Raw genomic sequence first — 20,464 nt, forward strand, 5'->3', positions numbered from 1 at the left:
GCAAACTTTGTTGCCGTTTTAATTTTGCGTAGCGATTAGAAACGGTACAATACGCCCAGTGTAACAACTGGATACCATTTGTATTCTTGAATGTCTTCTTCTAGCTTATCTTGCTCGATTCGTACATCGGCGAGTAATTGATCACATAAGGTTTGTTCAAGTGCAGCACCACAGGTGACATTAAGTTGTGATTCTGGAGTGTCTTGATAAAACGCACCAATATCGAGGTTAAATGCCCAACTCGAAGTACTGGTTGGCGAGGCCGACCAGCCAAAACCAATGTACGGGGCTACTTTTTTAAACTCGATTTTACCATCAGCAGACGCGACATCTTCCACTTGATAAACATCACCATTAAACTCGTATTCACCATCAATTGCCTGCGCAGCGGCATTGACTTTATTACCGTTGTAATAAGCGCCAGCGCTTAAGCGGAAGCTCGATGAATCCCAAGGATGATAATCGAATACCACTGAGGCACTACGCAGCTGTATTTCTGCTTCGTAGGTAATATCATTTTCAGTAAAATCGTCATCGTAATTGAAACCGTTGATCCCGAAACGGAGATTAACGTTATCTGAAATTCCAGTGTAGTACTCGATACCAGCTCCCGCGGATCCCGCTTTAATGGCAACACCATTAGCTGAGTCCGCTTGAGCCTGAGAAGAAAGTAAAACAGAAGAAATGATTAATGCTACGGCAGTTAAAGATTTCATTTTTATCCTTAAAAACATTATTTATTGTAAACAATCACTGAATTATAGACGGATAAGGAAGTGTATGCGTTGTATTGGTGATACTTTTACTCAAAATAGAGCGACCCAATGTGAGCTTTCTGAAACTTTTTAGCCGTTCATTTAACCTAAAAATATCAGTTGAACGCATAATTTAACTTTAATTTATTGAAATTAGGTACAAAATTAAACAAGCCGGATTCACCTATCAGGTGAGTGCTGAACATTCATATACTTGCCAAAATCACCGATAGCTGCGTTATAAATTTTACAAGTAAGTACCTGGCCATAAGTTTCTTAAGATTTTCTAGTGCCCAGTTTCAGCACTCTACGGTGTTGCAACTTCGGTTACATAGCTACGGCTATGCGCCCTACATTGCGTCTTGTATAGCACTAAACCTGAACACAATAATTATCAAAGAACTTATCGACAGGTACTTAGAAACGAAGTAACGACAGTTTTGTATGTCGGTAACCACTACTTGCTGCTATTCATGCCTTGCTATCAATAATTTTTTCTGCGTATATGAACGCTCCCAACCGATTTATTCAGGTTTAAACAACCTTATTGTCAATTAGCGGACTTCTAGCCATCTAGATTGACATTGAGTGGCATCATATTTACACTCCATGTCACTTTTAAATAATCACTAAGCCGTTGTTCGAGTCTTGTATCAGCCGTAATAGGTGTAACATCTAAGTAACAGTTGCTATGGTGAGTAATAATGTCACCAAATAGAGAAATACAGTGAATCAGAATTCCGATCAAAAAACGGCAGCCAGTTCTGCACTTGCGCTATTACCGCTCATTTTATTCATAACTCTTTTTGTTGGAGCAGGGCTTTACTATCAAAGCATTAATGTCGAATTTGCTTTTTATCAGTTACCGGGGCCTGTTGCGGTGCTTCCCGCTATTGTTTTAGCGGTTATTCTCTCGAAGCAAAAAATTAATCAAGCCATTGAAACATTTATTGGAGGTGTGGGACACAGCAATATTGTCGCTATGTGTATGATTTATCTGCTGGCGGGAGCTTTTGCTGCGGTAGCGAAGGCTACTGGCGGCGTGGATGCAACGGTTGCATTAGGGTTATCTCTCATACCTGCTGATTTTCTCCTGCCCGGCTTGTTTATTATTTCAGCATTTATTGCGACGGCGATGGGTACGTCAATGGGAACCGTTGCCGCTGTCGCACCTGTTGCTTTTGGGATTGTGGATCAAACGAGTATTCCTGCAGCGTTGATGGCAGGCGCAGTGATCTCTGGCGCGCTTTTTGGGGACAATTTGTCGATCATTTCGGATACCACTATTGCAGCAACCCGTACTCAGGGTTGTGAAATGAAAGATAAATTTCGTGAAAATCTTATCTTTTCTGTTCCTGCAGCATTGATTGCTTTGGTGTGTTTTGCGCTAAGTAGTCAGCAGACGGTTGAGTTAGCTCAAAATGATTTTGAGTTGATGAATGTGATTCCTTATCTTGCAATACTTGCTTTAGCGGTTGCTGGTTTAAATGTGTTTGTGGTACTGACTCTAGGGATACTACTGGCGGGAGGAACAGGTGCGATAATTACAGATTACTCACTGCTCCAATTTGGCAAAGATATTTATGTCGGATTTGGCAACATGCAAGAAATATTTATTCTTTCTATGCTAGTCGGTGGGCTTGCCGCATTAATACAACAGCAAGGTGGGTTGACTTTTGTCAGTCAAAAAATAGAAACACTTTGCCATAAGTTTAGCCGCTCAGCACACAGCCAAGTCCCTAGGGCTGCAGAGTTTAGTATGGCGTCTATCGTTGCTTTGACTAACAGCTGTGTTGCCAATAATACGGTATCTATTGTTGTCACTGGAGATATCGCTAAAGACTTAGCAACTAAACACGGTGTCAGTTCAAAACGTGCGGCCAGTATTTTGGATATATTTTCTTGTGTGGTTCAAGGTCTAGTACCTTATGGTGCACAAGCCTTATTAATCGCCTCTATTTTTTTAATCAGTCCGATTGAAGCTATTTCTTATGCTTGGTATTGCATGATTTTGGCGGTAGTTTCCGTTGTAGTGATTGCGATAAGGAAGTAGTGATTTTTGATTAACATCTCCTTTATGTTATCAAGGCCGTAAAGATGTTCAGGTAGTGAAAGCTCCTTAAAAAACGATTATTTTCACAATCACAGTTATTTTTTATGAGCTTCATAGCAGTTTCGGCAGGGCGGGATTATTCTTTGATGAATTATTCACCAAACAAAATCTCAGCCCTAAATTTTTCATCCCAGCTGGTTCGCTGCATCTTGCCAGCAACACTGTCTTTTGAAGTGTGACTTTTCACCAAGTTCAAAATTTTTCGCCTAATGGTTGCTAAATTTCTTGCGTCATCATCAGCATAAATTTTACAGTCATCACTCTTTAAAAGTGAGTAGAGTAGACCGCTGGAACCTCCCAGCAGCCCCTCGCAGAACGGTACGTGAGCCTCTCGACTCATACCGCTCCCATTAAACCATCGATCCTTTCATTCCTGCTCGCCAATGGGCAAACAAGTAGCGATGAGAGTTTGCAATATTTTCCATAAACTTACCCGCTCTCGTTTTACGTCGCTGGAGTTTCTTGTATTTGTGCCTAGCCCACCAGATTAATGCTTTATTTACCTCGCGGAAAACCCTATACAGCTCTGAACGACAGAAGCTACCATAATAATTAATCCAACCATTAATGATCGGATTTATCCATTTGGCTATTTGCTCAAGACTTAAATCGGTTCGCTTTCGGATACCTAACATTCTGATCCTCTTTATCATCCCCTTTTGAGCAACTCTGCTCGCTGCGGGCGTAAAGCTGACAAATATACCCTGTGTTTGCCTATTACGACAAAGCCGTGGTCTGAAGGTATATCCTAAAAAGTCGAAACTTATATTCTCGTACTTGCCTTTTCGAGTGCCATCTTTGCAATATGCAATATGCAATATGCAATTTTGGTTTTCGTTGGGTGAAGTTCTAGTCCACAGGCTTCAAATCTTTCTTTAAGCTCGATTAACAATTGCTGAGCTTGCTTTTCACTATCACAGTGAACAAGCCCATCATCGGCATAACGACACCATTTCACATTCGAATGATTTCTTTGCATCCATTTGTCAAAAACATAATGAAAAAATAAGTTGGCTAACACAGGACTCACGACACCACCTTGCGGTGTCCCTTGTGTGCGCCCTATTATTTCACCGTCCGCTTTTATCATCGGCGCTTTTAACCAACGCTCAATATACAGCAGCAACCATTTACAATCTGTATGTTTGCGTACTGCTTTCATTAGCAATTCATGTGAAATGTTGTCAAACAATCCTTTTATATCAAATTCCAGAACCCAATCTTGATACCAACAGCGCTTTCTTGTCACTCGCAGTGCATCTATTGCTGACTTCCTTGGACGATAACCATAGGAATCTTTTAGAAACTCAGGCTCAACCAAGGGTTCAAATGAAAGCCTTGCTATCATTTGAGCGATACGATCTTGGATCGTAGGGATACCTAGTATCCTCTCTCCTCCTGATTTCTTTGGTATCGCCACAGCTTTAACTGCAGGTGGGAAGTAGCAGCCAGAAGACATTCGATTCCATATTTTATAAAGGTTGTTCTTTAAGTCTTTTTCAAAATCCAGCATTGATTGCTTATCAATGCCAGCCGCTCCCTTATTTGCTTTTACTAATTGATAGGCCTTAACTACTTGCCATTTATCAATATTGAATCGATGTGTATTCGTCACTATATCTCAATGGCACTAACTTAAGATTTAGCTGAAGGTTTACTAATTGAACAATAGAGAGTAAATCATACAGATTAAGGTTTTTCTAGTGTCACGCCATGAATACTAAAACTCGCCAATTCTTCAATGATGCCCCAGAATTGTTACGTCGCTTTGCTCAAACGGAAGAAGATGAACTTTCTTCAATTCTCACTCTGCAAGATTTAGAAGATTTTCAAAAAGATAATACTCAAAGAGTACGCAAATATCCCGCCTGCCACACACTTTCGCTTTTCATGAAGCAAGTTGCCAGTGAAAACAAGTCTTGTCGTTGCACACTAATCAGTGACGCTAGAGATCAAATTGCTATAGGTCGAGAGAAAAACAGCACAATTACAGGTCCCTACTGCAAAGCAAGAAAACGGTTATCTCCAGAGTCAATTAAATCGCTATTGAAGAAATCAGGAAAAAACTTAGATGAAGCGATTCAAGGGAAATACTTATGGCATGGTCGTAGAGTGCTATTAACTGACGGCTCAACACTATCTATGCCTGATACGCACGAGAACCAAGCCCAATTCCCTCAACCTAAATCACAAAAAGAAGGGCTGGGCTTTCCTCAGCTGCGGATTTTAGTGTTAATTTCTTTGGGTAGCGGTGCAGTCATTGACTCGGCTGTTTCACCTTGTAAAGGGAAAGGTACTGGCGAGCAGGCACTATTAAGAAGTATGCAGTCAGACTTGAAACAAGGTGACATTGTGCTGGGAGATGCTAATTTCGAAAACTACTTTGTTCTTGTAGGACTAATGGGGTTAGGCGTTGATGCTGTTTTCGAAAAAAACGGAGCCAGAAATGTCGATTTCAGAACCTGTGAAGAAAAGCTGGGTAAGCGAGATGGTTTATTTAAGCTAATTCGTCCATCCTGTCCAGAATGGATGACCCCAGAGGATTACGCTCAAGTGCCAGAAGAGCTTATCGTCAGAATGGTAGGAACAAAGAAACGTATCATTGTTACCACCCTCACGGTTAAAGAAGTCTATCCGAAGCAAGATATTATTGATTTATACGTTTCACGATGGCATATCGAGTTGGATTTTAGGTCAATCAAGACCATGATGAAAATGGATATTTTAAGGTGTGGTAGTCCAGATATGGTGCGTAAGGAAATTGATGTTCATTTGTTAGTTTACAACATGATAAGGGCACTTATGTGCCGAGCGGCAGAAAAAAAAAGGAATATCGCCTAGAGAGGCAAGTTTTAAAGCCGCACATGACGCATTGCAAGATTTTCAGATATTACTTTTGCAAGCCACCGAAGGGGGTCATTGACACTTTATTGGATGTGATAGCAGATATTATCGGCGAGCATATCGTTGGCAATCGCCCGGGGAGAAAAGAACCGAGAGCAAAGAAAAGGCGACCGAAACCGACACCAAGGTTACAACATTCAAGAAAACAAGCACGTAGGCTTAAGGTATATCAGAAGTAATTCTTAAGTTAGTGCCATTGACACATACATAGCTCTGAGCTGGGAATTTAATTACTGTAATTGGTATAACTATTTGTTCAAGACCTAAAGCACGATCCCGCCCTGCTATTTTATACGATTTCATATAGTTTTTCTGGTAAATGTAAGCAAAATCTCTATAATGACCGCTGAGTCAATTGGACAGTCGCCGCGTTAGTAATAACGGGGAGGAAAGTCCGGGCTCCAATGAGCAGGGTGCCAGATAACGTCTGGGCGGCGTGAGCCGACGACAAGTGCAGCAGAGAGAAGACCGCCACTTCACTTGTGTAGTGGTAAGGGTGAAAGGGTGCGGTAAGAGCGCACCGAGCCACTGGTAACAGTTGGTTGCAAGGTAAACTCCACTCGGAGCAAGATCAAATAGGGTTCCACCTCTTATTTATAAGAGCAGGCGTGGCTCGCGTTGGAACCGGGTAGATCGCTTGAGCCTGTGAGCGATTGCAGGCCTAGATGAATGACTGTCACTCGAAAGAGGTACAAGACCCGGCTTACAGATTGTCTCGATGAATTCAAGCAAGTGTTTGTTTTACAAGCGCTTGTTTGAATTCACTCCAATCAATATCGTACACATTTACTCACCTGTTACACCATCTGTTACACTCCTTGTTACACGGTTTATCATACTGTATGCGTAAGGTGGGGTGCTTATCATGAAAGCAGTTCACGGATTCAAGCATCTTTATCTTCGAAAAAATACCTACTACTTTCGTCTTGTCTTGCGTAGACATCGAACAAAGTTTCAAATTATACTCAGTCTGCAAACCACAAACCTTTCAGAAGCCGTTGTTTCATTAGGAAAAGTTAATACGGAAATTAGTAGAGTTAAAAAACTGATAACCGTTTCTTCTCCGAATGAAGTCGAGGCAATTCGAAGTTCGATAAATGGATTTAAACAACGAATGCAAAAGCAGTTACAGATGCACCATTTAGATTCGATGGTTGCAGAAATGGAACAGAGCTTCAATAACACCGCTCATGTAGCTAAACTCTTCAGTAATATTTATCCACATGACTTTCCTCCAAGATTTGAACTGAAAATTAAAGAGCTTGAAGCTCATATTGGGCAAGAGACATATCACGAGGCAGTACATGACTTCGTTGAAAGTCTTTCCAATATGGATAAACAACTTTTTGCTATTCATTTATCAAATGGATTAATGAATAACTCGAATGGGTAGTGGGCTGAAGCAGTGAATTGATCTATCATGGTTGCACTCTAGTTTCATTTATTTTAGAGAATATCATGCGTCACTCTGTAGATGTTCAATGCCCTCACTGTCAAAGTACTTCAATATCAAAAGCAGGAAAAAGCCCAAAGGGACAGCAAAGATATTTATGTACCAACTCTGAGTGCCCGAAAAAACATTCCTACTTCATTATGTTAAGCGTGCTTGGGAAGATGGAGTAAAAGAAACAGCCATTGACATGGTACTTAATGGTAGCGGAATAAGGGATACAGGTAGAGTGTTAAATATACACAAGAATACAGTGATAAACGCCATTAAAAAAAAGAAAAGAGCATTGTCCACGTAAATCCTAATTACACTCAAAGAGATAGCAACTCAAACATTGAAATCGATATAGAGTTGGTCTGCGAAGAAGCAGAGATCGATGAGCAATGGTCATTTGTAGGTAAAAAGGTTAACCAGAGGTGGCTATGGCACAATGGCACTAATTTAAGAATTACTTCTGATATACCTTAAGCCTACGTGCTTGTTTTCTTGAATGTTGTAACCTTGGTGTCGGTTTCGGTCGCCTTTTCTTTGCTCTCGGTTCTTTTCTCCCCGGGCGATTGCCAACGATATGCTCGCCGATAATATCTGCTATCACATCCAATAAAGTGTCAATGACCCCCTTCGGTGGCTTGCAAAAGTAATATCTGAAAATCTTGCAATGCGTCATGTGCGGCTTTAAAACTTGCCTCTCTAGGCGATATTCCTTTTTTTTTCTGCCGCTCGGCACATAAGTGCCCTTATCATGTTGTAAACTAACAAATGAACATCAATTTCCTTACGCACCATATCTGGACTACCACACCTTAAAATATCCATTTTCATCATGGTCTTGATTGACCTAAAATCCAACTCGATATGCCATCGTGAAACGTATAAATCAATAATATCTTGCTTCGGATAGACTTCTTTAACCGTGAGGGTGGTAACAATGATACGTTTCTTTGTTCCTACCATTCTGACGATAAGCTCTTCTGGCACTTGAGCGTAATCCTCTGGGGTCATCCATTCTGGACAGGATGGACGAATTAGCTTAAATAAACCATCTCGCTTACCCAGCTTTTCTTCACAGGTTCTGAAATCGACATTTCTGGCTCCGTTTTTTTCGAAAACAGCATCAACGCCTAACCCCATTAGTCCTACAAGAACAAAGTAGTTTTCGAAATTAGCATCTCCCAGCACAATGTCACCTTGTTTCAAGTCTGACTGCATACTTCTTAATAGTGCCTGCTCGCCAGTACCTTTCCCTTTACAAGGTGAAACAGCCGAGTCAATGACTGCACCGCTACCCAAAGAAATTAACACTAAAATCCGCAGCTGAGGAAAGCCCAATCCTTCTTTTTGTGACTTAGGTTGAGGGAATTGGGCTTGGTTCTCGTGCGTATCAGGCATAGATAGTGTTGAGCCGTCAGTTAATAGCACTCTACGGCCATGCCATAAGTATTTCCCTTGAATCGCTTCATCTAAGTTTTTTCCTGATTTCTTCAATAGCGATTTAATTGACTCTGGAGATAACCGTTTTCTTGCTTTGCAGTAGGGACCTGTAATTGTGCTGTTTTTCTCTCGACCTATAGCAATTTGATCTCTAGCGTCACTGATTAGTGTGCAACGACAAGACTTGTTTTCACTGGCAACTTGCTTCATGAAAAGCGAAAGTGTGTGGCAGGCGGGATACTTGCGTACTCTTTGAGTATTATCTTTTTGAAAATCTTCTAAATCTTGCAGAGTGAGAATTGAAGAAAGTTCATCTTCTTCCGTTTGAGCAAAGCGACGTAACAATTCTGGGGCATCATTGAAGAATTGGCGAGTTGTAGTATTCATGGCGTGACACTAGAAAAACCTTAATCTGTATGATTTACTCTCTATTGTTCAATTAGTAAACCTTCAGCTAAATCTTAAGTTAGTGCCATTGAGCTTAATGCAACAATGGGGCATCAAGCCTGATATTGCCATTTACAGCGCCTTTATCACGGTGTGCGCTAAAACTGGCCAGTTTGATAGTGCTTGGCAACTGGTGTGTGGTGATAAGCCCGTGATGGCACCTCATCTACCACTAAAGGCAGATTCAATCACCTGCATGAATTTGCTGACGGCCTGCGCTGAAACGGGGCGTTTTACCGAAGCCAAGTCATTGGTGTTGGGCGATGGTGCTACAGCTACAGCCAGCTTAATGCAGCAGTGGGGCATCAACCCTGATGTTGCCATTTACAGTGCCTTTATCACGGTATGCGCTAAAACGGGTCAGTTTGATAGAGCTTGGCAACTGGTGTGTGGTGATAAGCCCGTGATGGCACCTCATCTACCATTAAAGGCAGATTCAATCACCTGCATGAATTTGCTGGCTGCCTGCGCTGAAGCGGGACGTTATGCAGAAGCCAAATCATTGGTATTGGGCGATGGCGATACAGCCAGCTTAATGCAACAATGGGGCATCAAGGCTGATGTTGCCACTTACAATGCCTTTATCACGGTATGCGCTAAAACTGGCCAGTTTGATAGTGCTTGGCAACTGGTGTGTGGTGATAAGCCCGTGATGGCACCTCATTTGCCATTAATAGCCAATCGAATCACCTGCCTGAATTTACTGACGGCCTGCGCTGAAGCGGGGCGTTATGCCGAAGCCAAATCATTAGTGTTGGGCGATGGCGATGGCGATACAGCTACAGCCAGCTTAATGAAACAATGGGACATCAAGCCTGATGTTGCCATTTACAATGCCTTTATTAAAGTATGTATTAAGGCTAAGGAGTTAGGCACTGGAATATGGTATTTAGAAGAAATAATAAACAAGTGTAACATGAGTACTCTTTCACAAATACATGCTCAACTTGCGCCGCTTGAAAAAGATAATTTCGCAAGCATGATTGATAAAGGGATAACACAAGGAATATATAAAAAAAATGTTGGCTTAATGAATCATTGTATCGATTTGCATATGGATAAAATCTTCGAAGGAGATTCAGGTGATGGTACACATATTCGAGGTGTTCCATTAGCTTTCGCAAAACTATTATTTTGTTACCACAAACAAAACAATGAACCCAACATAACATCGATCATAACTGGATACCATGGCAATAATACGTTAAAAAATGGAATGATAAGTTTTCTCAAAGATGAATTTGGACTTGAGTTTATCGAGGATGAATTCAACTCAGGAATGATAGTATTGAGCAAGTCTGCCCATTAACTGTAGTTGCTTGCATTTATAAATCGGTTTGCTCGCATTTATCCGTCATTTTCTGCTCACAATAAATGACTTTATAAAAACGAGCTTGCTCACAATAATCGCTTTTATCAAATTAGTTGCTCAGATTAAGTGATTTAATAAAGCTATGTTGCTCACTTTAAATGATTCTATAAATGAACCAATTTAAATGAGATACAAATTAAATAATATCATATGGTTGACTCGTTTTTGGACAAAAATGAGATAGGGTTGTAAATTTACTCGAATAATTTTGCATTATAAAACCTAATCCAAATCGTATAACTACGCCCGTATCAAACGACGCCGAATAATCGCAGGAATGAGCTAGAAATTTATGTTATATGCTGTTATTTAGAATGAGTATCTAAAACGGTATTTCTAAGTCGTCTTCATTATATCTATCGCCATCAACTTTGATTTCATCTTCTGTATTAATCAAATGCCATAACTCATTCTGGTGCAACCATATCGAGCCAGCATTTTCTCTAATGAAATCATCTACTGGTTGCCCATCAATTTCAGGTTCTCTTTGAACTTTTACTTGCTTTCCATTAATGAAAATAAATTTGTACTTTTTCCTTTGCTTAATTTTTTTATTTCGTTGTATTTTTTTCTGATTGCCAGAAGGAGGTTTTTTAGATGCGTTCATAATTTGCTGCCATAACAACTATGCCAATTGTCATAGTGGACTATATCAGCTGACATAACCTGCCTCTTAGAAGTTGATAAGGAATCACCGCAAAAGGGACAACAGTATATCTCAACTATTGTTTGCCAGATTGTATCACCTACCTCCTCAAGGTAATGATTTTCTTCAAGGTCAGCTTCTTCTGCTGTACGCTCTACTATCATATTCCAAACATGCTTATCGTCGCTAAGAAACTCATTACTATAGATAATGGTAATGCCTTTCTCAGGTAGAGATTTACATTCGTGATATCTATGCATGTACCTGTCCTTGCACGTGATTTATATAGCTGTTAACGTCGTAAACAATAGCACGTAAGTTAAAGAATTTTTTCACTTTTAGGTTTTGCAATAAGTGTGAAAATTGTTCAAAAATTCATTGATTTGCCTGTTAGCTGCTTTCTAGCTTATTGAATACTTGCTAGAAATTTTAACTTTAAGTTCGCCAACTGTCTTTATAAAAGGTTGAATTGAACACATACCAGCAGCAATAAGACCCATTGAACCATAATTTGATGGTAAGCCAAATTCTTGTGACATGATATTGTAACCAGCCAAGTATCCGATGTTATAAACTGCACCAATAATGATAAGGGGCAAAATAATTAAGCATGCCCAAAAACGAATTTGTGATAATGAATTCATAACTAATCCTTTAGATTTATACTTTTGCAGCTAACGCCCAAATCAGGGGCTGCGCCGAAGGCGAAGTCCCCTGGATTTTTTTGTTAGTCGTGAAGGCTGCATTGAACTCTTTTTTTGCACAGAGCTTGCAGCACCGTTGATAAAAAGCCCGAGATTTACTGAATGCTTGCCAATTGCAACCGACTAAAATATCCAGAGTCGAATACAAACAACCCAAAAATAACAGACTAACAAACTCAGAAACACGCGCTGGCGTAGCACGAAACAAAAAGGCACCAGACTTTTTCTGCCAGCATTCTCTGAACTTAAAGACAGAGAAAGTTACTGAGCTGGCAGCCACAGAACAAAATGGCACAAAACTCACCCGCCAGCTTCACTGAGCAGAAAATGTTAGATTCTGATGCTGAACAACCCAACCATCTCAAACCTTTTCTCGCAAACTGCACGACACCGACTTTTACTACCAATATTGAGGAGTAAAACGGCTAACGCCCACAATAACAGGCAAATGGTGCTTGGCTAAAATTTTGGAACGCAGTGACAAAAGCCAAGCAGTATTTGTCCTTGTTGATTTGTTTTGTTAGGTTTGATGCTCATTTGTTTCATTGAACTTTCTTTTTAAATATTTTAGGTTCGCATTAAGCTCTTTGATTTCCATGCGGTACTCACGAGAGTTATCCCTCATTTCTTTCACTCTTTTGTTGATAAGGTAAATGAAAACTGGAACTGCAACCCACAAAACAATAAATAAGAAGTAAAATAACCCAAGAACTATACCTGCGCCACCAAATAAACCTGTTGATATATCCATATGTACAATATTCCTTTTAAAACCTAACGCTTGGTTCAGGTGCGCCGCCGAAGGCGGCGTCACCTGGAACCACTTGTTGAACGAAGCCGCTGTGCGGCAGAAACAGCGGTTAAACAACAATTAATCATATCATTATAAGCTCTGAGTAATACTTCTCTTACCGCCATGTGGCTGGATAACTTAAGGAGTATTTTATGACACCCTACGAACAACAACGTTTTGATTTTCTATATAAACAACATATTACCAACTTACGACTGCAAGGCAAGCGCAAGGCAACGATTGACAGTTACAGTCGTGCCGTGAGGCGCATTGCCAACCATTTCGGTCGGTGTCCTGATAACCTTTGTACCCAAGAACTCAAAGATTATTTTAATGCATTAATACTTTCGCACTCATGGAGCACCGTCAAGGTTGACCGTAACGGCTTGCAATTCTTTTATGCGTTCACCCTCAATAAGAAGTGGCAATGGCTCGATATTGTTAAACCTCAGCAGGTAAAACGATTACCTGATACGTTATCCGTTGATGAAGTCGCTTTGATAATAAGTCGTACCGAGCAGCTGAGATATCAAGTGTTCTTGTTGACACTTTACAGCCTAGGACTTCGACTCAATGAAGGCATTCATTTACAAATCGGTGACATCGACAAGGCCAGTATGCAAGTCCATGTGCGTGACGGCAAAGGAGGTCAAGACCGATTGGTTCCACTTCCTCGAAGAACGCTTGCAACACTTCGAGCTTATTGGCAAACACATCGACATCGCAATTGGTTATTCCCCAGTAAACATAGCCACTCTAACCAACCAATGGATAAGGGCGGAGTACAAAAAGCCATGAGAAAAATTGTCACTGAATGTGGCATTTTTAAAAAAAATCAGTCCCCACACTTTACGTCATTGCTATGCAACCCATCTTCTTGAGCGAGGCGTTGACCTACGCAGCATTCAAGTGGCGCTCGGTCACAAAAGCCTCAACACCACACTCATTTATACCAAGCTGACCGAAGTTAAATCACAATCTACAAGAGACACCATTAATGACTTAACCGACTCACTTCCTCTCACTTGGAGGGATAAGTGATGCACTTCGTAGACATATTATCTGAGCACCTTGACGCCTTTAAACTTGAATATCAGCATAAGCTCACCAATGAACACCATCAGGCCATGAATGCCATGCTCAGTTGCAAGACCTTCAATAAAGGTTGCAGCCAATGGCAATGCGATGACTGTCATCGTTATCAAGACTTGCCACTGTCATGCGGTCATCGCAGCTGTAATTTATGCCAACACAATACGACTCAAGATTGGCTTAATCGTCAGCAAATGAAATTGTTGCCTGTCGATTACTATATGGATACGTTCACTTTGCCATCACAGTTGCGAGCGTTGACATTTCAACATCAGCAAGCCGTGTTTGATGCCATGTTCGCAGTAGTAGCCAGTATTTTGAAAGACTTTGGCCGCAATAAAAAAAGCTGGCAGGCCGATATCGGTTTCACCTGCGTGTTGCACACCCATGGTCGCCAGCGTCAATTTCATCCACACATACACGTGATAATACCCGCTGGCGGCTACCATAAAGGCCGTAATGAATGGCGCAAAAATAAAGGAGATTATCTGTTTAATACGGATAGCCTTGCCAAGGTTTGGCGAGCAAGAATGCTCGAAGCCTTGAACCATCAACTCAAGCTTAAGCTGCCCAGTAAAATCCCTAAAAAATGGGTCGTGAATTGTCGCCATGTGGGTAAAGGTTTGCCTGCGCTTAAGTATCTGTCTCGATACCTTTACCGTGGTGTATTACCCGACAGAGATATCGTTAAGGTAGCCGATGACACCGTTAGCTTTCGCTACATCGACAGTGAAACCAAACAAACACAGATTAAGACATTGCCGACACTTAAGTTCTTGTGGCAAATACTGCAACACGTCATCCCTAAAGGATTTCGGCGAGTCAGAGATTATGGATTACTGCATGGCGGAGCAAGCAAGACGCTCAAGAAAATTCAGCTGTGTTTAATAATGGCGCACAAGTTGGATTTAAGCATTATAAAGCCAGTCGCTCGGAAAAAAGCACAATGCCTGTGCCGTTGTTGTCAGCAGCCTATGATCTTTTTAGGCATTACTAGACCGTTCGGTTATGGCTGAAAATACGATTGAAACGAATAATAAGGATAATGTAATGGTTAATTTTAGAGGGCATAAATAAGCAAAAAACGACAATCAAACGAAACAAGGTATTGATGGTAACAAGAATCGCAAGATCGCCATCAAGGATGAGTCACACCTTTTAAAAAGTGAGTCGAGAAATGGCTCACTCCAATCTTAAAAACATATCAGAGATATTTGCATATATAAGTGGCGTCGGGCTTGTTCAACAACTGGATAAGGCGCAGGCTTCGCTACGCCTATCCTTATTTGTTAGGTGGCTGCTTAGGAGTGGACGAGAAAGTGAATGGTCAAAAGTTAACAAGGAAACCTCCCTTGTTATATTGTATAAATACATACAGTTGCCATCATTAAATGTGAGAAGTGCGGCATTATTATTCGGTAATGGTGTAGGAAGGCTACTCAATAACCAAAAATTTAATACATTACCGTGATAAAGTAGTGCATACATTACTCCTCCCTCAGTTTGATGGTATCTAACTACATAGGTTTTGCCCTCAGAAGATGTTCCATAAAACTGATCAACTACCTTATCCCCTGCAATAACAGCAGCACATTTAAAGAAAAAAATAGCAATTAGCACATATTTTCTCATAACCTTTTCCGTGACCACGGCTCTCTTGTTTGGTTACTTGATTTTTGAGCTCTCAGCTGGCAATTAGTAACCAGTGGCAGTTTTTCACTAGTTTCCGGAATCAACAAAATTTACTGTTCGATCAGACAGAAAAAATTCTGGAAATCAGATTCCCCAGATGTTTTATGACGCAATCCTTATTCATTTGGGTTGTTGTGCTGGCTTTTTAAGGATGCTGAGTAGCTATAAAAGTTCACTATAGGTCAGCTTCGGATATTTGCCACCTAACATTTTAATACTGCGCATGCTCAATTACCCAAAATAGATAAAAAGCTAAGGTAAACGCAACACTATGTTTTAATAAATAAAATTATATTATCTTAATTCCTTAGCTCTGGCAAAGCGAGAATGCGCGTTTATCCTGTTCAGCATTCTCATTATCCCCAATTAGATATTGCTTATATCTTCTATATCAGATGGTTATGATTTACTAAGGTGTGTGTGTTAGACCTTGTGATTTACGAATAACGCTTGATTTTTAAATTCAGCCAATCATACTGTATAAAAACACAGTTAAGCAAATGGAATTGCGCTATGTCAAATAAAAGCCCATTTTTAGAGTCAATAAGAGCTGAAATTCGATTACGGGGTTACAGTATAAGAACAGAAAAATCATATTTGTATTGGATTAAACGTTACATTTTATTTAATCATAAGAAACATCCCACAGATTTATCCCCTGGTCACATTAAGGTATTCTTAAGCTGGTTAGCTACTGACAAAAATATGGCTGCTAACACGCAAAAAGTTGCATTGAATGCTCTAGTTTTTCTATACAAAAAAATCTTGAAAGAAGAGATTGGTGATCTCGGTTTTACACTTGCGACAAAGCAGCGGCAATTACCAATTGTTCTTAATGTATCTGAAGTACACACAATATTAAGTTTATTATCTGGAAGAAATGCTCTTATTATTCAATTACTTTATGGCAGCGGGCTAAGAATAACGGAATGTTTGCGTTTAAGGGTGCAAGATATTGATTTGGAAAAACTTTCGCTTACTATTAGAGATGGTAAAGGAAATAAAGACAGGCAAACGATATTAGGTCAGCATTGTGCGAAACAACTCGAAGCTGTGATTGAAAATGCAATTCAGCTACAACAAGCTGACAATAAGCAAGGAGTAGGCCCATCTTTACCATTTGCTTTGGCAAAGAAGTACCCAAATGCCTTTCGTCAAGCAGCATGGATGCATGTGTTTCCCTCATCAACCATTTGCCCTCATCCAGAAACTGGTGAAGTCGTGCGGCATCATCTACATGCCAGTTCTATTAGAAAGGCTTTACAATCAGCCGTTAAACAATCTGAGATCAGAAAGAAGGTGAATTGCCATACTTTTAGACACTCTTTTGCTACTCATCTTTTAGAGCAAGGGCAAGATATTCGCACCGTTCAAGAGTTACTTGGGCATAATGATTTGAATACAACTCAGATATACACCCATGTTCTTGGTCAGCACTATGCTGGAACAGTAAGCCCTCTAGATAGATTAGGGTTATGATTATTACTTAAATCGGCTAATTAGCTTTCTTTTCACAAAGGAAACTATAACGTTACTTAGAGGAAACAACAGAAATATTTTTGCTATAAGTCAGCATATCGGATATTAGGATGCTGTTTGCATTAGCTAATCTAATACAAAAATCAAAAACAACAGAAGATTTAGATTAAAAACTCTAACCAGTAATGGGGCAAAAATGAGTTAGGACTTCAAAAGACACTGACCTTAAACAATTATTAATTTTACTGCTTCTATCATTTCCCTTAACTTACTGACTTAGATACACAATAGAGTTGCAAATAGTTAAGTCAGAGGTGAACTTTTGCCCAAGCAGTATAAAACTAAACTTAGTAAGCCTGTTGCACATAAAAAATTATTCGGCCTTCTAGAAAGAATCCAATTTTGGAATAACGAGTACAGTGAGTATTATCAAATTGAAAAAGCAGCTTTGGTAGGAAGTCTAACAAGAGACGGTGAGCGATTCGGTGATATTGATGTTTGTATTGATCTGAAACGTAGTAAAAAGTTTAATCCGGCAGATCATAGCGAGGATTATATTTATTGGAGGCAAGAAGTTTTAGGCTATGCCCCTCCTAGAGATTTTTTTGCTGAGCTATCCATGTACGACAAGGATGTGTTTCGGTTCGTAAAAAATAAAGATGGCAGAATTGAACTACTTCGATGGAATCAATTTGACCCAATCTGCCTTACCCTAAAACCGTTCGTAACATTAGTTGAAAATGGAGTTTGTCTCGTTAATTCAATCTCAGATCTAGCAAAGAATAAAAACTCTTTTACCGCTGAACAAGCATTAGAGCTGGTTAAAAATGACACGCCTCATAAACCAAATGAAATCTGCGGAATCTACTGGGATTCTTATTGTCAGTCACTTTCTGTTTATCCAGCATCAATAAGAAATGCAATTCTTAAACGAGATTCTGCCCAAGAAAGGTATGATGCCTATTTAGCGTCAAATAATGATTCTTAGTTCATTGATTCTGCTTACACTCATGTATATTTTTGACACTTTAAACATGCAACAATATTCTTCTACCAAGGTTTAATACTCACCGCTTGGCAATAGTCTTCAAAAGGCACTTACCTTTGTAGTGTTGACGGCGCAGATCAAGTTGGTGAATTAAGACTATTACCAGACTGGAAAATCTACTTCTATGACGAAGATGAAAAATATCATGTTAATACTGAAACAACTGAGGTTAAGGGAAGAGTGGTAAAAAAGGTGTTGGATGGAAAATAAGCTAAGTAAGCTGCTACCATTATTAGCAGCTCATATCTTATAAATAGGCTGACGCCGGAGACGTTGAGTTATCTAGCTGCTTAATAAAAGCCTGTTTTTTAGATAACTTTTTAGCGAATGCTTTTTTCTTCTCAAAAAGCTCTTTTGCCTGAAGGCGAACAGCTGAAGGTGCATCCTTTTTCTTAGCAGTATTTTGATTCATATTATCACCCTAGCACTATACAATATCTGCGTAAATTTTAGCATTGAACTCATCAAATTCAAAATGAGTTGGAAGAAGTTGAATATCTCTTGGCAGTAGAACTTCCATCTGTCCTTGATTATGATTAACTTTTTTTAGAGCATCAGGCACTATAAAAGGTAATTCTTCTTTTCGATTAGTTAAAACTAAAACAATATCAGTTAAGTCGTTTGCAACGTCTGGTTCTATACGCAGCTTGCCTAGATATGATAATGCTGAGAATGCTTTAGCAATACTTTCACTTAAAGAAGTCGACATATAGTTCGTATTAACAAAAGGTTGACCACCTTCAGAAGAGTCGATGTACTTTTGCAATTCTTTCTCCGAAATGCTTACACCACGATATAGTCTCTGCCCTTTGCTTAGTGACAAATACTGTTTACTAATATCAAAGGCTTCATCTAAATGCTTTACGACAATTTGCGCACTCTGTGTTTGTGCAGAGGTTACCTCTTGGCTGTTAAGTAAATACTGATGAATATATTGATGAGGTTTCAGACCATCTATTATCTTATCTCGGCTTGCACTTTGGTATAGAGCTACCGCTTTTTGGTGTCTTGGTTTAAATGCTCCATCAAACTCTTTTATAATTTGATATTGTTTAGAACGAGAATTCTTGGCTAACCGTATGTAATCCAGCTTATGGGAGTTGGCAATGCATTGAAGAATCACACCAATAGGTAAGTCAAAGTCCTCAATATCTTTTGATGACGTACTTGATTCCAAAGCATTACAAGCTTCGGCTAGAAACTCACTCACACAATTGATAGCGGTATGTTCATGAATCAACTCTGTTTTATAGTCAATAATCAATGCGTTTAGCGCCATATGAAATCGAATAAGCGATAACTATACCCCTTCAACCAGTAGATGAAAAGATGCTAAGTTCTAATGATGCCAACCTATTTGAGTAACCAAAGCTCTCATGACTTTATGTATATTTTCGTAGAATTAAACATGCAACGATAGCCTTGCACTAATGTTTAATGCCGTCCATAGAGTAACAAAGCTCAATGTTAAAAATGAGTATCTGAAAGTGGAGCTAACATGGCTATCATCAACCTCAAAGATGGCAGTGATCAGCCTTGGAAGTTAGACATTCGATTATCTGGTAGAGAAAGCAAACGTCTCCGTAAACGCTTTGCTACTCGTGGTGAAGCGGTTGCATTTGAGAAGCATATTCTCAACAAAGTTGAAGATAAGCCTTGGCTTGGTGAAAAGACTGATAGTCGAAAGCTTTCTGAACTTATCCAGCTTTGGCATGATCTTCACGGTCAACAGCTAGCAGAACCAACAAACCGTTTAAAGAAACTTCAGCTAATTTGTAATGGCCTTGGTGATCCTATAGCCAGTAAGTTGACCGTTAATGATTTTGCCCACTATCGCCAAATGCGCTTAGACGGTGAAATTGAAGATATGCAGGGAAACAATTTTTGCGTAAAACCGAATACAGTCAACCATGAGCAAGCATACTTAAATGCTGTATTCAGTGAACTTAAGAAATTAGGCGAATGGAAGTTACCTAATCCACTTGATGGACTCAGCCCCTTCAAAATTGCTGAGCAAGAATTAGCGTTTCTCTATCCTGAAGAAATACCACTGCTACTTGAAGAATGCCGTAACGCAAAATACGAGCACTTGATCACTGTTGTTAAAATCTGTTTAGCAACTGGCTCAAGATGGTCTGAAGCCGAAGGCTTAACTGGCAACCAAATAGCCAATAACCGAATTACCTTTATTAAGACTAAAGGTAAGAAAAACCGGACAGTGCCAATTTCAACAAGCTTGGCGGCAGAATTACCAAGAGTAAGAGGCAACCTTTTCCGCCCATGCCGTAAATCATTTCAGGAGGCGGTAAAACGTGCCCGAATCCAGTTACCTGAAGGACAAATGACCCACGTTTTACGCCACACCTTTGCCAGCCACTTTATGATGAATGGAGGAAATATATTGGTGTTAAAAGAGATTTTAGGCCACTCAGATATTAAAGACACCATGCGCTACGCTCACTTTGCACCTACACATTTAGAAGATGCTATTAGTAAGAATCCCCTTGAAAACGCTGGTGAACAGTAGCTTCAAACCTC

Annotated in this window: 23 protein-coding genes, 1 other RNA gene and 2 pseudogenes; 13 read left to right on the top strand and 13 right to left on the bottom strand. The window is 39.9% G+C overall.

The window, feature by feature from the left end; genetic code table 11:
* Window positions 1-35: 35 nt before the first annotated feature.
* Window positions 36-716: a hypothetical protein gene (locus E2I05_RS04270; RefSeq protein WP_121853032.1), complete on the bottom strand. Its 681-nt coding sequence runs from the start codon at window positions 714-716 to the stop codon at window positions 36-38.
* Window positions 717-1,482: 766 nt separating this feature from the next.
* On the opposite strand from E2I05_RS04270, the gene E2I05_RS04275 reads away from it, so the two are divergent.
* Window positions 1,483-2,808, top strand: coding sequence for a Na+/H+ antiporter NhaC family protein (locus E2I05_RS04275; RefSeq protein ID WP_121853031.1), 1,326 nt, complete (start codon window positions 1,483-1,485; stop codon window positions 2,806-2,808).
* Window positions 2,809-2,959: 151 nt separating this feature from the next.
* Here the strand turns inward: E2I05_RS04275 and E2I05_RS04280 are convergent, their stop codons facing one another.
* The 3 genes from E2I05_RS04280 to ltrA form a co-directional block, all read right to left on the bottom strand.
* Complete coding sequence (locus E2I05_RS04280) at window positions 2,960-3,208, bottom strand: hypothetical protein (protein ID WP_121853030.1); 249 nt, start codon at window positions 3,206-3,208, stop codon at window positions 2,960-2,962.
* Between the two features lie 10 nt (window positions 3,209-3,218).
* Window positions 3,219-3,503, bottom strand: a complete 285-nt coding sequence (locus E2I05_RS22255; RefSeq protein WP_207805269.1) for a group II intron maturase-specific domain-containing protein — start codon at window positions 3,501-3,503, stop codon at window positions 3,219-3,221.
* Window positions 3,504-3,631: 128 nt separating this feature from the next.
* On the bottom strand, window positions 3,632-4,483 hold the full coding sequence (gene ltrA / locus E2I05_RS04285; RefSeq protein ID WP_207805268.1) for a group II intron reverse transcriptase/maturase: 852 nt from the start codon (window positions 4,481-4,483) through the stop codon (window positions 3,632-3,634).
* A 98-nt stretch (window positions 4,484-4,581) separates the two neighbouring features.
* Here ltrA and E2I05_RS04290 point away from each other — a divergent pair, with 98 nt between their 5' ends.
* The 5 genes and pseudogenes from E2I05_RS04290 to E2I05_RS22950 form a co-directional block, all read left to right on the top strand.
* Window positions 4,582-5,709 carry an IS4 family transposase gene (locus E2I05_RS04290; RefSeq protein ID WP_133309481.1) on the top strand — a complete coding sequence of 376 codons (1,128 nt, stop codon included), beginning with the start codon at window positions 4,582-4,584 and terminating at the stop codon, window positions 5,707-5,709.
* A gap of 89 nt (window positions 5,710-5,798) precedes the next feature.
* Window positions 5,799-5,951, top strand: coding sequence for a hypothetical protein (locus E2I05_RS21910; RefSeq protein ID WP_170179613.1), 153 nt, complete (start codon window positions 5,799-5,801; stop codon window positions 5,949-5,951).
* A gap of 168 nt (window positions 5,952-6,119) precedes the next feature.
* Window positions 6,120-6,494, top strand: an RNA gene (gene rnpB, locus E2I05_RS04295) — RNase P RNA component class A.
* Window positions 6,495-6,637: 143 nt separating this feature from the next.
* On the top strand, window positions 6,638-7,165 hold the full coding sequence (locus E2I05_RS04300) for a hypothetical protein (protein WP_121855303.1): 528 nt from the start codon (window positions 6,638-6,640) through the stop codon (window positions 7,163-7,165).
* A gap of 65 nt (window positions 7,166-7,230) precedes the next feature.
* A pseudogene (locus E2I05_RS22950) lies at window positions 7,231-7,651 on the top strand (IS1 family transposase); the annotation flags it as partial.
* Window positions 7,652-7,670: 19 nt separating this feature from the next.
* Here the strand turns inward: E2I05_RS22950 and E2I05_RS21920 are convergent.
* Window positions 7,671-7,823, bottom strand: a complete 153-nt coding sequence (locus E2I05_RS21920; RefSeq protein ID WP_170179613.1) for a hypothetical protein — start codon at window positions 7,821-7,823, stop codon at window positions 7,671-7,673.
* Between the two features lie 89 nt (window positions 7,824-7,912).
* Complete coding sequence (locus tag E2I05_RS04320) at window positions 7,913-9,040, bottom strand: IS4 family transposase (RefSeq protein ID WP_133309482.1); 1,128 nt, start codon at window positions 9,038-9,040, stop codon at window positions 7,913-7,915.
* 82 nt (window positions 9,041-9,122) lie between these two features.
* On the opposite strand from E2I05_RS04320, the gene E2I05_RS04325 reads away from it, so the two are divergent.
* A complete protein-coding gene (locus E2I05_RS04325) occupies window positions 9,123-10,409 on the top strand; it encodes a pentatricopeptide repeat-containing protein (protein WP_133309483.1) in 1,287 nt (428 codons plus the stop codon).
* 385 nt (window positions 10,410-10,794) lie between these two features.
* Here E2I05_RS04325 and E2I05_RS04330 read toward each other — a convergent pair whose 3' ends face one another.
* From E2I05_RS04330 to E2I05_RS04340, 3 genes are all read right to left on the bottom strand, one after another.
* Window positions 10,795-11,079: a hypothetical protein gene (locus tag E2I05_RS04330; protein WP_121855290.1), complete on the bottom strand. Its 285-nt coding sequence runs from the start codon at window positions 11,077-11,079 to the stop codon at window positions 10,795-10,797.
* 440 nt (window positions 11,080-11,519) lie between these two features.
* Window positions 11,520-11,762, bottom strand: a complete 243-nt coding sequence (locus tag E2I05_RS04335; protein WP_121855288.1) for a hypothetical protein — start codon at window positions 11,760-11,762, stop codon at window positions 11,520-11,522.
* Window positions 11,763-11,778: 16 nt separating this feature from the next.
* Window positions 11,779-12,117, bottom strand: coding sequence for a hypothetical protein (locus E2I05_RS04340; protein WP_133309484.1), 339 nt, complete (start codon window positions 12,115-12,117; stop codon window positions 11,779-11,781).
* Here E2I05_RS04340 and E2I05_RS22735 point away from each other — a divergent pair.
* Window positions 12,111-12,242 carry a hypothetical protein gene (locus tag E2I05_RS22735; protein ID WP_279387052.1) on the top strand — a complete coding sequence of 44 codons (132 nt, stop codon included), beginning with the start codon at window positions 12,111-12,113 and terminating at the stop codon, window positions 12,240-12,242. The genes E2I05_RS04340 and E2I05_RS22735 overlap by 7 nt on opposite strands.
* 100 nt (window positions 12,243-12,342) lie before the next feature.
* Here E2I05_RS22735 and E2I05_RS04345 read toward each other — a convergent pair whose 3' ends face one another.
* Complete coding sequence (locus E2I05_RS04345) at window positions 12,343-12,573, bottom strand: hypothetical protein (protein ID WP_165905599.1); 231 nt, start codon at window positions 12,571-12,573, stop codon at window positions 12,343-12,345.
* A gap of 194 nt (window positions 12,574-12,767) precedes the next feature.
* Here E2I05_RS04345 and E2I05_RS04350 point away from each other — a divergent pair.
* Both E2I05_RS04350 and E2I05_RS04355 read left to right on the top strand, forming a co-directional pair.
* Window positions 12,768-13,656: pseudogene (locus E2I05_RS04350) on the top strand (site-specific integrase).
* A complete protein-coding gene (locus E2I05_RS04355; RefSeq protein ID WP_133309854.1) occupies window positions 13,656-14,723 on the top strand; it encodes an IS91 family transposase in 1,068 nt (355 codons plus the stop codon). Before E2I05_RS04350 ends, E2I05_RS04355 begins: the two are co-directional and overlap by 1 nt.
* 226 nt (window positions 14,724-14,949) lie before the next feature.
* Here the strand turns inward: E2I05_RS04355 and E2I05_RS04360 are convergent, their stop codons facing one another.
* The gene (locus E2I05_RS04360; RefSeq protein WP_133309485.1) at window positions 14,950-15,339 is read right to left on the bottom strand and encodes a hypothetical protein; all 390 of its coding nucleotides are present in this window, start codon (window positions 15,337-15,339) and stop codon (window positions 14,950-14,952) included.
* A 573-nt stretch (window positions 15,340-15,912) separates the two neighbouring features.
* Between E2I05_RS04360 and E2I05_RS04365 the strand changes: the two genes are divergently transcribed.
* The gene (locus tag E2I05_RS04365; protein ID WP_121855110.1) at window positions 15,913-16,878 is read left to right on the top strand and encodes an integron integrase; all 966 of its coding nucleotides are present in this window, start codon (window positions 15,913-15,915) and stop codon (window positions 16,876-16,878) included.
* Window positions 16,879-17,200: 322 nt separating this feature from the next.
* Window positions 17,201-17,866: a hypothetical protein gene (locus E2I05_RS04370; protein ID WP_121855111.1), complete on the top strand. Its 666-nt coding sequence runs from the start codon at window positions 17,201-17,203 to the stop codon at window positions 17,864-17,866.
* Window positions 17,867-18,173: 307 nt separating this feature from the next.
* Here E2I05_RS04370 and E2I05_RS21925 read toward each other — a convergent pair whose 3' ends face one another.
* Both E2I05_RS21925 and E2I05_RS04375 read right to left on the bottom strand, forming a co-directional pair.
* Window positions 18,174-18,338 (bottom strand): hypothetical protein, encoded by a 165-nt coding sequence (locus E2I05_RS21925; RefSeq protein ID WP_165905578.1) that lies wholly within the window; start codon window positions 18,336-18,338, stop codon window positions 18,174-18,176.
* Between the two features lie 15 nt (window positions 18,339-18,353).
* Window positions 18,354-19,205: an ADP-ribosyltransferase gene (locus E2I05_RS04375; RefSeq protein ID WP_207805338.1), complete on the bottom strand. Its 852-nt coding sequence runs from the start codon at window positions 19,203-19,205 to the stop codon at window positions 18,354-18,356.
* A gap of 219 nt (window positions 19,206-19,424) precedes the next feature.
* Between E2I05_RS04375 and E2I05_RS04380 the strand changes: the two genes are divergently transcribed.
* Complete coding sequence (locus E2I05_RS04380; protein ID WP_121855112.1) at window positions 19,425-20,453, top strand: phage integrase; 1,029 nt, start codon at window positions 19,425-19,427, stop codon at window positions 20,451-20,453.
* Window positions 20,454-20,464 lie beyond the last annotated feature (11 nt).

The organism is Parashewanella spongiae, from assembly GCF_004358345.1.
Taxonomy (GTDB): Bacteria; Pseudomonadota; Gammaproteobacteria; order Enterobacterales; family Shewanellaceae; genus Parashewanella; species Parashewanella spongiae.